Origin of the sequence: Pseudoalteromonas thalassia (genome assembly GCF_049257215.1) — a bacterium.
GTDB lineage: Bacteria > Pseudomonadota > Gammaproteobacteria > Enterobacterales > Alteromonadaceae > Pseudoalteromonas > Pseudoalteromonas lipolytica_C.
The window spans coordinates 1-13,778 of record NZ_JBMMUE010000015.1; the positions used below are offsets into that span (position 1 = coordinate 1).

Annotated in this window: 15 protein-coding genes; 10 read left to right on the plus strand and 5 right to left on the minus strand. The window is 40.5% G+C overall.

Annotated features, from left to right (window positions below):
* The first annotated feature begins 95 nt into the window (after window positions 1-95).
* The 6 genes from AAEU31_RS16130 to AAEU31_RS16155 all read left to right on the plus strand — a co-directional run bounded on the left by AAEU31_RS16130 (window position 96) and on the right by AAEU31_RS16155 (window position 3,713).
* A complete protein-coding gene (locus AAEU31_RS16130; RefSeq protein ID WP_421967725.1) occupies window positions 96-350 on the plus strand; it encodes a hypothetical protein in 255 nt (84 codons plus the stop codon).
* A gap of 81 nt (window positions 351-431) precedes the next feature.
* Entirely contained in the window at window positions 432-1,487 is a 1,056-nt protein-coding gene (locus AAEU31_RS16135) for a hypothetical protein (RefSeq protein WP_421967726.1), read from the plus strand.
* Window positions 1,488-1,516: 29 nt separating this feature from the next.
* Window positions 1,517-2,407: an SIR2 family protein gene (locus AAEU31_RS16140; protein ID WP_421967727.1), complete on the plus strand. Its 891-nt coding sequence runs from the start codon at window positions 1,517-1,519 to the stop codon at window positions 2,405-2,407.
* 287 nt (window positions 2,408-2,694) lie between these two features.
* The gene (locus tag AAEU31_RS16145; RefSeq protein ID WP_421967728.1) at window positions 2,695-2,937 is read left to right on the plus strand and encodes a hypothetical protein; all 243 of its coding nucleotides are present in this window, start codon (window positions 2,695-2,697) and stop codon (window positions 2,935-2,937) included.
* A gap of 298 nt (window positions 2,938-3,235) precedes the next feature.
* On the plus strand, window positions 3,236-3,439 hold the full coding sequence (locus tag AAEU31_RS16150; RefSeq protein WP_421967729.1) for a hypothetical protein: 204 nt from the start codon (window positions 3,236-3,238) through the stop codon (window positions 3,437-3,439).
* Window positions 3,423-3,713, plus strand: a complete 291-nt coding sequence (locus AAEU31_RS16155; RefSeq protein ID WP_421967730.1) for a hypothetical protein — start codon at window positions 3,423-3,425, stop codon at window positions 3,711-3,713. Before AAEU31_RS16150 ends, AAEU31_RS16155 begins: the two co-directional genes overlap by 17 nt.
* Before the next feature lie 61 nt (window positions 3,714-3,774).
* Here AAEU31_RS16155 and AAEU31_RS16160 read toward each other — a convergent pair whose 3' ends face one another.
* The 5 genes from AAEU31_RS16160 to AAEU31_RS16180 are packed head-to-tail and all read right to left on the minus strand — an operon-like array spanning window position 3,775 to window position 9,354.
* Window positions 3,775-4,191 (minus strand): DUF6957 family protein, encoded by a 417-nt coding sequence (locus AAEU31_RS16160; protein WP_421967731.1) that lies wholly within the window; start codon window positions 4,189-4,191, stop codon window positions 3,775-3,777.
* Window positions 4,188-5,726, minus strand: coding sequence for a TniQ family protein (locus AAEU31_RS16165; protein WP_421967732.1), 1,539 nt, complete (start codon window positions 5,724-5,726; stop codon window positions 4,188-4,190). The genes AAEU31_RS16160 and AAEU31_RS16165 overlap by 4 nt, the downstream gene beginning before the upstream one ends.
* A gap of 2 nt (window positions 5,727-5,728) precedes the next feature.
* Window positions 5,729-6,748, minus strand: a complete 1,020-nt coding sequence (locus tag AAEU31_RS16170; RefSeq protein ID WP_421967733.1) for a TniB family NTP-binding protein — start codon at window positions 6,746-6,748, stop codon at window positions 5,729-5,731.
* A 3-nt stretch (window positions 6,749-6,751) separates the two neighbouring features.
* On the minus strand, window positions 6,752-8,734 hold the full coding sequence (locus tag AAEU31_RS16175; protein ID WP_421967734.1) for a TnsB C-terminal domain-containing protein: 1,983 nt from the start codon (window positions 8,732-8,734) through the stop codon (window positions 6,752-6,754).
* Complete coding sequence (locus AAEU31_RS16180; protein WP_421967735.1) at window positions 8,734-9,354, minus strand: Tn7 transposase TnsA N-terminal domain-containing protein; 621 nt, start codon at window positions 9,352-9,354, stop codon at window positions 8,734-8,736. The genes AAEU31_RS16175 and AAEU31_RS16180 overlap by 1 nt, the downstream gene beginning before the upstream one ends.
* A gap of 455 nt (window positions 9,355-9,809) precedes the next feature.
* On the opposite strand from AAEU31_RS16180, the gene AAEU31_RS16185 reads away from it, so the two are divergent.
* The 4 genes from AAEU31_RS16185 to AAEU31_RS16200 are packed head-to-tail and all read left to right on the plus strand — an operon-like array spanning window position 9,810 to window position 13,756.
* Window positions 9,810-9,983, plus strand: a complete 174-nt coding sequence (locus AAEU31_RS16185; RefSeq protein ID WP_498049591.1) for a helix-turn-helix domain-containing protein — start codon at window positions 9,810-9,812, stop codon at window positions 9,981-9,983.
* A gap of 17 nt (window positions 9,984-10,000) precedes the next feature.
* Complete coding sequence (locus AAEU31_RS16190) at window positions 10,001-10,957, plus strand: DUF91 domain-containing protein (protein WP_421967736.1); 957 nt, start codon at window positions 10,001-10,003, stop codon at window positions 10,955-10,957.
* 7 nt (window positions 10,958-10,964) lie between these two features.
* Window positions 10,965-12,620: a type I restriction-modification system subunit M gene (locus AAEU31_RS16195; protein WP_421967737.1), complete on the plus strand. Its 1,656-nt coding sequence runs from the start codon at window positions 10,965-10,967 to the stop codon at window positions 12,618-12,620.
* Complete coding sequence (locus AAEU31_RS16200; protein ID WP_421967738.1) at window positions 12,617-13,756, plus strand: restriction endonuclease subunit S; 1,140 nt, start codon at window positions 12,617-12,619, stop codon at window positions 13,754-13,756. Before AAEU31_RS16195 ends, AAEU31_RS16200 begins: the two co-directional genes overlap by 4 nt.
* Window positions 13,757-13,778 lie beyond the last annotated feature (22 nt).

Here is a 13,778-nt window from a genome sequence, read left to right on the forward strand (position 1 = left end):
ATATTGAAGTATTTTACAATCGAGTTCGACTGCACAGCCACCTTGGCCATCAGTCCCCTGAAGAGTTTGAAACTAGGTATAAATCAGCAAGCTAGGTGTCTAGAATTTCAAGGGAAGATCATGATGCTTCCAGAACCCATCAGGCATGTGAAAAGTTAGAGGCTATGGCAGAAGAATTGAGTATCTCTAGCTTAAACCTACCTTTATCCAATGGTATGAAAAGTGCTATTTCAGGTTGTAACTCATATTCTGAGAAAGTTGAGGATAAGACAATCACCTTGGTTGTAGAGCATTGGCCAAATCATAAGTTTAATGGGTTTGATCTCAAACTCTTGATATCAAGCATTTAACAAAGCGCTGCTGTCGGATAAATTTTCAGCTGCGCTCCAAATTTGCCGCAGAGCGCGGCGTTAAATCTTAAGTGGTAGTAAATGACTTCACAGAAAATCAAAGTAAATGAATACACATCTGCGAGTATCACTGGGAAGTCTACTCGTAAAAGTCTTAAGTCAATTGATAGAGCTTCAAACGTTCACTCAGATCTAAAAATAAATTTCTTAAAGCTCTCAACAGCAATGGTGAAGGCTAATACAACAATCTGCCAAAGCATGTTATCTCAGGTGTATGATATCTTTCTAAGTGCTTTGATGCTGCGTGGTTTACTCGATTGTAACCAGTCAAGAATATGCTTAAAAGATGGCTTTAGAGAAAAGTATCGCGATTTTTCAAAAAGTGGAAGAACCGGTGAGCTTGCTCAAGCGATAAACTACATATTCGCGCAAGAGAAATTGGGGTTTAAGTTTGTAATCGACTATGACGAATTTTTAACCGCGTGCTCGATACCTCGAAAAACAACAGGTCGAACACCAGATTACGTATTGTTTGGTAAAGCAAACTCCAATTTGGCTGTGCTGGAATCAAAAGGAAGTTCTACCAAAGAGGAACTTACAAAGCCCCAACTTCGCGGGAAACTTCAAGGCGCTATGGATAATCAATGCAACCCGGGAGTTCTGCACTTGCAAAGCGTAGGCAAGCAAAAAGTTTCTAATTCCTATGCATCTGTTGTTGAGTTGGCAGAGTCTTCAGAAAGTCGAGTTAGCGCTATTCACTTTGCTGATCCTGAGTACGATGAGTTTGAATATGAAACTTACGCAGAAGCTATTAGCAATTATTACATTAGATGGCTTCTCTTTATTTGTGAGGCGTCACTGGATTATACTCATGATATAAAAAAAATAATTGACATCCTTAATTTTGAAACTGATTTTTTTATTCATGAAGGGATTGAATTCTACATTCAAATGTCATCGTACAGTGACCAATATCTTAGGGTTCCCGTTCGCTATGGTATTTCCGTAAAGGTTATTGAGCTATTGTATCGAGAAGACTATGATGCGTTACACTCTCTAGACTTTAACGCTAAGTCAATGAATGGGCTGGAGATTTTCTCTGATGGTACAATTGCGATCGAGGATAAAGAGATTTAACAAACGGCTCAGGCGTAGAAAGAGGGAACATGGAAGATTTTGCTGTATTAGTTGGAAATGATATTAACAATATAAACCTTGGGAATTCATGGAGTGACTTGCTTTATGAATTGACAGATTACCTCTCCATTTCGGTAGACTTTGAACAAGATAAGCCATTTCCATTGGCATATGAAGAAATCTATTTTAAAGCTGTGAAAAATGGGAATTACAGCGATGGGGACATTAAAAAGTTTGTATCAAATCATATTAATAAAATTGGCAGTAGTTCTATTCATGAAGCGATAGTGAAGTTAAATACAAATCACATTATGACTACAAATTATGATCTATGTCTTGAATCATCCATTACTAAGAATCCTGAAAAGCTAATAAATAAAGGTTTCATAACTGAGAGTAAGTATAATATTTTTCGGAGTCATATCGTTGATGATAAGATATTTTGGCATATTCACGGGTCAGCAAATGCATATCTTTCAATTACTTTAGGTTACGAGCACTATAGTGGCTACCTACAGCATATGAGAAACTACGTGGTATCGGGAACCAAGGATGCGTATAAAAAGAAAAGTTTCTCACCACTAACGAAAAGGTTTAAAACAGGTGAAGTCGAAAATCACTCATGGATTGATTTGTTTTTTACAAAAGACATCCACATTTTAGGGTTGTCATTAGATTTTAACGAATCAGATCTTTGGTGGTTGCTGACTTTTAGAGAGAAGTCTAAATATAGTAAAAGCCTAAATATTACCAATAATATTTACTACTATTTGCCCGAAGAATATAAGAAGTTGTCCAAAAGCAAAATTGATATGTTGAGAAGTGTTGGCGTAACGATAGTATCACTGCAAGGACATTCGACTTCAAAAGCAAATTACTATAACAATGTAATAGATGTTATTGCTAGAAAATACGCTTAAAAAACTGTTTTAGAGGGATTCGCAACGCGTAGCATTTTTACTATGCGTTGGTTTAAGTGTTCGAGGCGGTATGCAGTGCCTTTGTACTTGCGTTGCTTACCCATTACGTCTGACTTTGGCACAAAGCTCGTATTCGTCCTATCTCATTTTTACCAAAAACCATTTAGTAAAGCGAAAATTAGCTCAGCACAATACAAACGAGGCGATGGTGAGTCGTCCCAATTAGCATGCTACAAAACGCCAATAGCAGAAGTTTTAAAAGCTTATCTATAATATGAAGAGCTAACATGATTTCAGGACACTCACCTATGATTGTAACTGTAGGTAAAAACAGAACTATTCCGCTACCTGATGAACTTTTAAAGGCTAGTAAAGTAAACATCGGTGACATTTTAATATGTAAAGTGATGGATGATAATCGTTCAATTAAACTAGAAATCTTTGATGATCAAACCTTGAGCGATGAACAAATAAAGGCACACGGTTCGTTGACTAGAGTCGAAGCACTGAATCCAAAGTGTTTTGACTAAGCCTTCCTGTGTAAGTTTCTGAGTGTTACTTACTTGATATTCAATATCCGAAGTTTGCGTATTCGCTATCTTGCGGGAGTTACGATTGACTGCTCATAACAATGGAAAAAAGCAATATTATTGCGAGGCAGTATAGATAAGGCTCCCTGTGTTTAAGCGAAAAAATATAAAAGTATTTTAATTCAATTGATTAGGCTGAAAAATTAGTGACACTTCTGAGATTTTAGTGACACTTCCGAGCAATTGGAAACACTTCGCGCTAATCTATAGCTAAAGATAACTAAACTTTGATTGCCTTATGTCTAACACCTCAAAGCGAGAACAAACTACCCCTGAAACACCGCCGGAATTCGATGAGTTATTTGAGCGCATAGAATCATCCTCAAAGGGTGCTGAGTCACTTTTCAACGCTAATACAGAGCAACTTCAAGAAACGTTTCACCCCGAAGGACGTCCAAGCGTATCCCAAAAAAAGCAAGCAGACGATGAACCTAGCACTTGATACTGCTATTACGCAGCGATTACCGAATTTAATGCTCTATGGGCCAATCGGTGTTGATGAGCGGTATCTGTTTATTGTTCACCGTCTACTTCGTACTCTCTGTGTTATGGCAGAGGACGATGTGATAGAAGTGCAATGTGTACTCACATGCCCAATAACCAATATTCCTACTGTTTATGTGGATGTTCCAATCGGTATGCTAAATCAGGTAGACACTCTTTTTGATGAAATTCAACGATTGTTACTCGTTGCATCTAGTAACAAAAGACTCTAGCAAAGCTGCTTTCTCTCTTCTGAAGGGTTGTAAAATCGCCCGAAGAATTCATAAACTCCGATTAATTGGGCCTCAGTTCTAATAGCCTTGCGAAATTACGCCATCCCATAGCAACATGAGTTCCTGGGCCGATTAGGTGATAGACTGAGTTTTGAGAAACAAAAGGATTTAATTCTGGGTGTTCAACAGATTGCCAACTACTTAAAACCCATTCAAAGCCTCTGGGCTGAGTATGCTCAATGGTGTCTTCACTAAACACGACTCGTGGTAGGTAACCATGTGATTCAAAGCTCATGTGTTCTTTTGGGTTAAGCAGGACATCGATTAACAGCCATCGTTTAAGCGAGACTTTCCTCATTCGCATCGGAAATTCAGCGCCTTTTTCGGGTAATACAACAGCACTAGGTCTGATATATGGGCGCAATGTGTCAGGCACCGTTGTCTGTAACATTGGAGTGATGATAGGCAGCACATTCATAATAGGTCTTCCAACAATGGAGGTGTGTAATAAGCTCCGAAGGAAGGGCCATCAATCGCGCGGTCAAAGCGCCACGCAGCATAATGAAAATGGCCTTGGGTTACATATTCCTCGACCTTTGGCGAGGGGATACCCAGACATCGTGCAACTCGGGTAATACCAATTGAATCTTTGCAAGCTAAGTTAAACTGAGCAATCAAGAACTTGGCAAATTCATCTTTATCGATATGCACTGATGATAAATCACCGACACTCACCTGATTAACGCATACTTCGCCTCGTAGCCATGCAGCTAACAAATCACCATAACTAGTCAAATACCGGCGAAAACTCCGATGATTTTCATTAATAAGTATGGGCTCCCGAATACTTTGCGTAAATCTCGCATTGAGAAAATGCGTTATCTCATGTGCATCAAACAGTTTGTCGCGCAACATTGAAGTGCTGTTAAGTTGTGGCAACAACTGCACGTCTGTGAGTGGCGTTAACGTTTCAGACTTAACACCAAGAAAGGAGGCGAGTAATGCGTGTGACAAATGAGTGTACCACTGTTCTTGCTTTTGTTTTGCTGCGGCTTTAGCCCGAGAAGATTTGATATAAGCTGCCGTTTCTAAGCTCTCATTACTTACAAGCAGATCACATTCATAACTTGGTTCATAACTCACTTCAGAACCGTCTTCATCACCTTCTTCATTAAGTATTGGCCAGTTGTCATATCTGAGCTGTCTAACAAACAGGTCTGACGGCGCTAATTGAGCCGGTTCCCATGCGTTATCAGCCATCGTTTTCCAGCTATCAAAATAGTTCACATCAAAAAGTAGTTTCAAAGCACGTAGTGCATAGCACCAGTGATGTGGTGTTTTAGGCACAGCAGTGAGGTTGTGTTGCAACATATCCTTTGGGCGGCCTGCGCTCATGAGTGCAAGCATGACATCGTGTAGTTGCGTTCTTTTGAGCGCGATAGTGCCATCATCGGATGGCCAAATCAGAGGCGTTATCTCGCAGAGCAAATCAACCTTCTCAAGCTCAATATTGCGCCATGGCGCTTTGCAAGCAGGGCAACATTCAAATAAGTCAGCATTCCAGTCAAACAAATGCTCACAGTAAGGGCACTGATTAATAAGTGGCGTGTTGTGCGTTGGACACAGGGGAATAAATGCACATTGCCAGCGCCAATCAAGAGCGGGGGATTCTTGCTCAGCAATGCAGTGAGGGCAGATACGAGGAAAATCGACCAATGCATGTTTAAATACGCGATTATCATCAAATTCCCACGGTATTATATACTCTCGCTCCATATCGTTTGCAGCATTCCGGCCCAGCACCTGAGATAGTGGTCCTTCAAGATGAGCGATTTCTGTAGGAGTGAAATGATTCATGCGGAGACTTTTAAGGGGTCGCATTCCAATCGTCCACAAAAAGTTGCTGAGCCCTGTAAATCCATTTAAATATGCGAGTCGTAACAAATAGCCTGCTAACGACTCGCTAGGTAAACGATATGGTCTTACACCCAACAAGCTTTCTGCTCTAGCCATATCTATTTATTGCTCGGATACTTAGCGTCATAGGACTCTGCTTGATATGCATGAGCACGCTCATTAACTTTGTGGATCGGCGCTTTAAACACTTGAAATTGTCCAACGTGACCGTTGAAGCCGCAAGAGCCATAGATTGCTTGCATCTGAGTAAAATTAATCCCGTTGTTTTTCTCAGCAAAGCGAACGAATCGAATGATAAGTTTAGTCAGCAGACGGGGCGAGCCTTTGCTTGCCAGCCACAGCCGAGACACCATATTGTCAGAGGTTAAGGGCTCACATTTAATTGAGTGTTTCACTAGCACCTGGTTAAAAGAACCGACATATTTCTTAAAATCCCCAAGATTGCTAGGGCCAGTCGAGAGAAATTGAAAATCATGTAAGCGGGTATCGGCATAACTCAAACGCTGGTTGAGCTCCGGGAAGGGTGCTAATAGTGCTTCAGATTCGGGCATCCCCGCAAAAGATACCGCTAATGCATGCTCATCCATCAATGTTTTAATGAAAGCCATCACATCATTGGTGCTTGTTAGTGCAAATTTGCGCAAAAGGTGTTGCACTTCATCAAAGATAATCATGCGTACTCCTTGATAACGGATGAGACGGTTTAGCCGCATTTCTGCTGACTCACCGCTTCGAGCGCTGGGTGCTAGATGACCCGCTGACTCAAGTAGCTTCTCTACTATGCGCTTGATTGTTGGTTTACCTGGGACACGAATAGCCAATAGCGGTAAAGGGGTAAGCGTGTCTGTAGGTTGAAACTCATCTCTGCTGTAGATATCTGCTGCAAAATAACGAATAAGGCGGGATTTCCCTGTCCCTGGAGGACCAAGCAATTTGCAGCCAATGCCCTCGAAACCGCTCATTTCAAAGCATTCATTTAAGCCTTCTTGTGCTTGCTTGAATTCTCGGTGCATAATCGTACCGTAGTATATTTCTTGAACCGCATCCGAAATGCTGTTGCCTAATCGTTTCGGCAAATCGCCACTGATATCGATAGGTAAAGGACGTTTCACCTTCATTATTTAATCACTCTCAAATATGCCGTCATCATCTTCATCAATGTCATCTAGCGGAGATGAAAGGTCCGATAATGATTGAGATGAGAACGATTTTGGTGGTGTGTAACTATTACTTTCAGATTGTTTATTAATCGCATCAGCCAAATCTTCAGGAATAGCGTCACGCTGACGTCGACGCTTTTTACCCTCATTTTTTGCGGCCAATTCGGATTTTTTATTTGCTAAATTTTTATCATTTGCAAGTACCATGGGTTTGTCGCGTGACATGAGCGATTTTTTAATTTTTTGTTTTATTTTTAATTCTTCATAAGTCGTACCCTCTCGAATATCAGAGTCAACTGAACTAACAATAAAATATTCGTCGGTACGCGGGTCTAATACGCTAATCTTTGATACATCGTTCTTGCTAAACTCACAATTAACTCTGGGAGGATGACCCAAGCCTTGTAAGTGGCGGGCGATATCTTGTAACCTTCCATCTTCATCGTTATATCGCAACGAGTTAATCGTGACACCCAAATGAAATGCATCACCTGAAACTTTTGCAACTCTTTGCTCACCGTAGGGTAATTCAACATTCTCCTCATGATATGGCCGCTCTGGTTCCCACTCATTTTCGATTTCGAACTCCCACGCTTCATACGGCGTTTTACCTCCCAAACCACTGTGGGGCGTATGATGATATTCATCAACAATCCAACATTCTAAGTAGTGCTTAAATTCGGGGAACGTCAGTACTGCATTTTCTTTTAGCGAATATTCAAGTTGCTTCTGATCATCCATTGGGCCTACATAGCCAGGTAGTTGGGATGCGAAGTTAAGACGGAGTGTCAGATTGAATCGCTCAATGAAAGGTTTTAACCAACCCGCTGCGACTGGAACTGTTTCAACCACAGTTCCGCACGTCATTGTTAAATAACTTATTGTAGGAACGCTAATAAATGCAGAACCACCATCCGCTACCCACTGTGAGAAAACACCGTGAAATGGCCATGTGTTTCCATTAATCGTCGAAAATGTGCCTTCTTTTTTCTCACAGAGGGCATGCCGAATAGCATGAATAACAGATGAGGAATCTTCACCTTTGCCAACTCTTGCAGAATAGCCAAGTATGCCCCGTGTGTGGACGTCGATAATGAAAATGACTGTGACAGCACCAAGATAATTACCATCATCATCAACTATGCCGACTTGCAAAAATACACCATCTGATTCTACTCGCTGTAGTGGATACTCAGTTTTAAATTTTCTATGGGCATTTCTTAGAAGCTTTTTAAACTCAGTAGCTTTTAATCCTGATTTAGGATGAAGCTCCCACACAAGTTTTTTTAGAAATTTACTAAGCCATGTCCGACTTGGCGCTTTGAGCTCTGGTTGGTTGAGTTTCTTAATTTTCTCTTTAACAACATTGAGAATGTGCGTAATAGACAGGTTTTTTGGAAGTTTTAATAAAATCTCTTCATCAATTACGCTTAACACACACAATGTGACACACTCGGGTAATGTAGGCTTTCTTGCACGTACTGGCTTCGTAATTATTTTATAAGCAGCACCTAGCGTTTGTTCGTTCTCATTTTTACATAATTCTGCAAGTGTAGAGGGGCTGATTGGATTTTTATCATTGAGAATCTCAGCAGCCTTAGCGATTGCTTTGCGTCGAGTCTGTAAACCACCGACACCTTTTGCAGAGTTGGGACCTACCATTTCTCTGTTAATTCTCACATATGTATCAATACGGTGCTTTTCTAGAATTGCAGCTGGCGTTAATTTAACACTCCCTGGGGTTTTAACTTTTTCACTCGGAAATAATAAATGTCCATACTGCATTTCAGATTTAAGATCATCATGCGTCAAAATGATTGTTTGAGGGCCATCTCGTGTGAACTGGATCGCAGCTTCTCCATTTCCCAGCTGCAACAAACGAGCATCAAGCCCTCTGTATCGAACCGAAATATTATCTGAATATATAGAATTTCGCTTAGACATTAATGAGTAACCTTATTGATTGTGAGCATCCATTGGGAATATCGAAGTGTTAAATCCACAGAAAATAAACCGTGAGCAACTGCACGGCGAATGATGATTGGCTTTATATCGCGCTCTATCGCGATAGACTTCATTTCGCTCATACTGTAAGCACGGGATTCCAGCCCATTTACTAAGCTTTTGAAACTAGAGACAGGGGATGGGTGGCTTAAAGAAGGAAGTAGCAGATAAGCGTTATTAACATTTTCACCGTCGTAAACATCAAGCTCAGTAACGACTTTAAAAATTGCGCCTTGTTTCAAATACTCATTAATGAGAAAAGCAACTTTATCTTTAAAGTCCTGATTTAACGTGTCTTTAAAGTATTTTATTTCAATGATATATCTGACACCTTTGATGATTACTTCAAAATCAGGGGTGTAATTAACCAACTTACCGTCAAGAAAGTGAGGTAATTCTCTAGGTTGGCTCTGTATAAACTCAGCCCCTAGTATACGTTGCAACACATAATAGTCAGCTTCTAGCTTAGAATCGGGTTGATTAACTAAATTTAAATTCTTATCAAAAATGACTCTGGTACTACCGTAAAACTTTTGTCTTGCTTGCTTTCTTCTTGCCAAAATTAAAACTAACCGAACTGAGTGATATTTAAGCGAATGCTAGTGTCAAACTTGGCATGAGTCAATATTGTAAATTACTGATAATATTGACATTTATTTAATTATTGATATATTATGTACCCTCCAAAATCACTAATTCTTTGTAATTTCATCATTTTTCAAAAAACGCTATTTTTAGTCGCAAAATCGCCTATTTGGCTGTTTTTATATGCTAACCATCTGAAAAGGTATGAATTTCTATAACATTTAAAATTTTTTAAAAAAAATTCATAAAATTTCGATTTTGGTCGGTATTTTGTTTCTGTTTAGAGTAAAAGTGATGAAGTAGGCACAGCTTCTATAGTTTAAAAATGTGAGATAAGCTCACATTTTTATCGCCAAACTGTAATATTGTGATAGCCTAGGCTTACTGCAATTATTGAGACTGAATTATGATCCGCTGCCACCTCGCTCGAATGATGGGCGAACACAAAATGCGTATTGCAGATGTGGCCAGAAAAACTGGTTTGAGTAGAGCCACAGTCACGTTGTTGTATAAAGAAACGGCCCAAAGAGTCGATCTCGATGCAGTAGACAAACTATGCGAACTGTTCGATTGCGATATAAAGGACTTATTTGAGCGTGTGTAACAAGGAATCTACCAGGCATGAGTGACATAAAGTTATTTCGAATTATCAAAGATGCGCCGCACGTTGAAGAGCTGTTAGCCCAATCAGCTAAGTTAGAAAAAGATCTACAACAACTTGTTGAGCCTCACATGGAAACGTTTTTGGGCGTTAAGTTCCTAGCAACTGAATTCACCACCTCTAACGGAGGGCGAATCGATTCGCTAGGACTCGACGAAAATGGCTGCCCGGTCATCATTGAATATAAGCGCCATACTAATGAAAATGTAATAAACCAAGGGCTGTTTTATTACGACTGGTTGCTCGATCACAAAGCAGAATTTCAACTATTGGTGATGAAAGTATTGGGCACTGATCTCGCAGATGATATCGAGTGGGATGGTGCTCGTTTGATATGTATCGCTACAGATTTCACTAAGTATGACGAACATGCGATTAAGCAAATTGATAAGAACATCGAACTGATGCGTTACAAGTACTTTGGAGAAAATCTGTTTCTTCTAGAACTGGTAAATAGTCACCTAAGTAAGAAAAACACAGTTCCAAAACAAGTGACAGCGTCTGACGTTAGTGGTGTTATCGACCAAGAACCACAGCAAATAAAGAAAGAACGAAGTGATTATCACGCTAATAGAAAAGAAGCCGCTGATTCAACGCTGATATCCTTATATGAGAGTGTATGCGACTTTGGGCTTTCGTTAGGAGATGACGTACAGCGTAAAGAACTGAAATTTTACACCGCCCTTAAAAAGATTAAGAACTTTGCCAGTGTACAAGTCTGGGCACCGCAACAAGATCCCTCATTACGAATTTATCTTCATTTGGATCCTGACTCCGTTGAATTACAGGAAGGGATAGTAAACGATGCCCGTAATAAAGGGCACTGGGGAACAGGTGATTTAGAAATCATCGTAAGAAACGAACAACACTTGGAGATAGCAAAACGGCTAATCCAACTAAGCTTTGAGAAGAATTAGGAAAATCATGCTAACAGGCAAACTTAAAAACCAAGTTGACGAGATCTGGGAAGTATTCTGGACGGGTGGCGTGACCAACCCCATCTCAGTGATCGAGCAATTCACCTATTTACTCTTTATCCGTCGTTTAGACGAAATTCATACCGCTCGTGAACGCCAAGCCATGTTGCTCGAAGGTGACATTGAAAATCCAATCTTCACCTCCGAGCAAAACAGCTACCGCTGGAGCAAGTTCAAAAACCTTGATCCGCAAGTGATGTTTGACTTGGTGAAAGACAAGGTATTCCCGTTTATCAAAACCATTAACGGTGAAGACACCAGCTTTGCTAAGCACATGGCCGATGCCATCTTTATGATCCCCAAAGCGCAAGTGCTTGATAAAGTCGTTAACCTCATCGATAAGATCCCTATGGACGATAGAGATACCAAGGGCGACTTGTACGAATACATGCTTTCGAAATTACAAAGCTCAGGCACCAACGGCCAGTTCCGAACACCTCGTCACATTATCCAAATGATGGTGGAGATGACAGCGCCTAAATTGGATGGTGATAAATCTGACATTATCTGCGACCCAGCATCCGGCACATGTGGTTTCTTAATGGCGTCAGAAGAGTATGTGCGAAAACAATACAGCGACGCTTTAATGAAGCCGGAAAACCACAGGCATTTCCATAACCAAATGTTTAACGCCTACGATTTTGACCAACATATGTTGCGCATCGGTGCCATGAACTTAATGTTGCACGGTGTAGAGCACCCAACGGTAGAATACAAAGATAGCTTAAGCGACCACGGTGACAATAACATCAGCGACAAATACACACTGATCTTAGCCAACCCTCCGTTTAAAGGCAGTGTAGCTTATGACGAGTTATCACCTGACTTGTTAACGGCACTAGGCAAAACGCCTAAAAAAACCACTCAAAAAGTTGAAACCGATGAAGACGGCAACAAGAAACAGAAAAAGGGACCATCAGAAAAAACTGAACTCTTATTCTTAGCGCTTATTTTACGTATGTTACAACCGGGTGGTCGTGCTGCGGTCATCGTGCCAGATGGGGTGTTGTTTGGTTCGACCAAGTCACACAAAGAAATTCGTAAAACCATCATTGAAGATCACAAGCTCGATGCGGTGGTGTCGTTACCATCCGGTGTATTTAAACCATACGCTGGCGTCTCGACCGCTATCTTGTTCTTTACCAAAACCAATAGTGGCGGTACAGACAATGTCTGGTTCTACGACATGCAAGCCGATGGTTTCTCTCTAGATGACAAGCGTACTCCGTTAATAAAGGATCAAGAGCTGACCACCGAAGCGGATGCCATCGACACCTCATTGCTAAAACAAGACAAAGCACCGTCAGAGCAACCAAACCATAAGCTCAATAATATTCCAGATGTATTGTACCGTTGGCAGTCGATAACAGATGACAGCCTTGAGCGAAGAAAGGTAGAGAACGAGCGTAAACGCATCGAACAAAGTTTCTACGTGCCAATGTCTGAGATCGTCGCAAACGACTACGATCTATCCATCAACCGCTACAAAGAAGTTGTGTACGAAGAAGTTCAGTATGACGAGCCCAAAGTGATTTTAGAACGCATCAAATCTCTGCAACAGGCGATGGATAAAGGCATTGCTGATTTGGAGAATATGCTGTGAGTTTGCAATTAATGAATTTTGACGAAATTTTTTATTTTCAAAAAAAGTCTAAAAGAAAAGCTGGAGATGGTGAAAAGGTTGGTGATTATCCGTTTTATACTTCTAGCCCGATATTATCAAAATATACTAATGAACCAGATTATAATATTCAGTCATTAGTTTTTGGTACAGGCGGAAGCCCTAGTGTACACATAACACCTAGCAAGTTTTCTTCTTCAGGCGATTGCTTAGTAGCTTGTCCGAAGGATACACTTAAAATGCATCTACCGTTTGTTTTCTATTTTTTCCTGGGCAATATGCATATTTTAGAAGCGGGCTTTAAAGGTGCAGGATTAAAACATATATCTAAAGCTTACATATCAAATATAAAAATCCCACTCCCACCATTAGCGCTGCAGAAGCAGATTGCGGCGGTGTTGGAAAAAGCGGATACACTGCGCAGCCAATGCCGACAAATGGAACAAGAACTCAACATCCTCGCTCAATCCGTGTTTTTGGATATGTTTGGTGATCCAGTGACGAATCCGAAAGGGTGGAATTCTGAAAAGCTAAGTCAACTAGCTTCCGTTCAATCTGGCGCCACACCATCTAAATCTAATGAGCTTTATTGGAGCGGCAATTATCCTTGGGTATCACCAAAGGATATGAAATCAACATACATATCGGACTCCATAGACCATATTTCAGAAGTTGTGTTCGAAGAAACAAATTTGAAAAAAATAGCTAAAGATACGATTCTAGTTGTAGTACGAGGCATGATTCTGGCACATACAGTTCCAATTGCACTAACAAAATCGAATGTATCAATTAACCAGGACATCAAGGCTCTTTTTATTAGTCGCGAAGAAGTATTGCCTCTTTATCTTTTGTGGTGCTTGAAAAGTCAACATTGCAATATTCTCCAAAAAGTTAGTACAGCAGCGCACGGTACAAAGAGGCTAGATATGCCTGATTTGGTGGGCTTAGATATTTGCGTTCCACCAATAGAATTTCAACAAAAATTTGTGTCTATAATTCAACAATATGATGCCCAACTTAGCATTTCTAGAGAGCTTACGGGACAATATCAAAGCCTATTTGAATCTCTCATGCAACGAGCGTTTAAAGGCGAGTTACAACTTAAGGATGTGGCCTAGCGTCAATGGAACTATGAACGGG

What these genes read in the sequence shown, in the direction of transcription:
- AAEU31_RS16195 (WP_421967737.1), top strand. Translation starts at nt 10,965, where the DNA reads ATGCTAACAGGCAAACTTAAAAACCAAGTTGACGAGATCTGGGAAGTA.
- AAEU31_RS16155 (WP_421967730.1), top strand. Translation starts at nt 3,423, where the DNA reads ATGAACCTAGCACTTGATACTGCTATTACGCAGCGATTACCGAATTTA.
- AAEU31_RS16190 (WP_421967736.1), top strand. Translation starts at nt 10,001, where the DNA reads ATGAGTGACATAAAGTTATTTCGAATTATCAAAGATGCGCCGCACGTT.
- AAEU31_RS16135 (WP_421967726.1), top strand. Translation starts at nt 432, where the DNA reads ATGACTTCACAGAAAATCAAAGTAAATGAATACACATCTGCGAGTATC.
- AAEU31_RS16140 (WP_421967727.1), top strand. Translation starts at nt 1,517, where the DNA reads ATGGAAGATTTTGCTGTATTAGTTGGAAATGATATTAACAATATAAAC.
- AAEU31_RS16145 (WP_421967728.1), top strand. Translation starts at nt 2,695, where the DNA reads ATGATTTCAGGACACTCACCTATGATTGTAACTGTAGGTAAAAACAGA.
- AAEU31_RS16165 (WP_421967732.1), bottom strand. Translation starts at nt 5,726, where the DNA reads ATGGCTAGAGCAGAAAGCTTGTTGGGTGTAAGACCATATCGTTTACCT.
- AAEU31_RS16185 (WP_498049591.1), top strand. Translation starts at nt 9,810, where the DNA reads ATGATGGGCGAACACAAAATGCGTATTGCAGATGTGGCCAGAAAAACT.
- AAEU31_RS16170 (WP_421967733.1), bottom strand. Translation starts at nt 6,748, where the DNA reads ATGAAGGTGAAACGTCCTTTACCTATCGATATCAGTGGCGATTTGCCG.
- AAEU31_RS16160 (WP_421967731.1), bottom strand. Translation starts at nt 4,191, where the DNA reads ATGAATGTGCTGCCTATCATCACTCCAATGTTACAGACAACGGTGCCT.
- AAEU31_RS16150 (WP_421967729.1), top strand. Translation starts at nt 3,236, where the DNA reads ATGTCTAACACCTCAAAGCGAGAACAAACTACCCCTGAAACACCGCCG.
- AAEU31_RS16175 (WP_421967734.1), bottom strand. Translation starts at nt 8,734, where the DNA reads ATGTCTAAGCGAAATTCTATATATTCAGATAATATTTCGGTTCGATAC.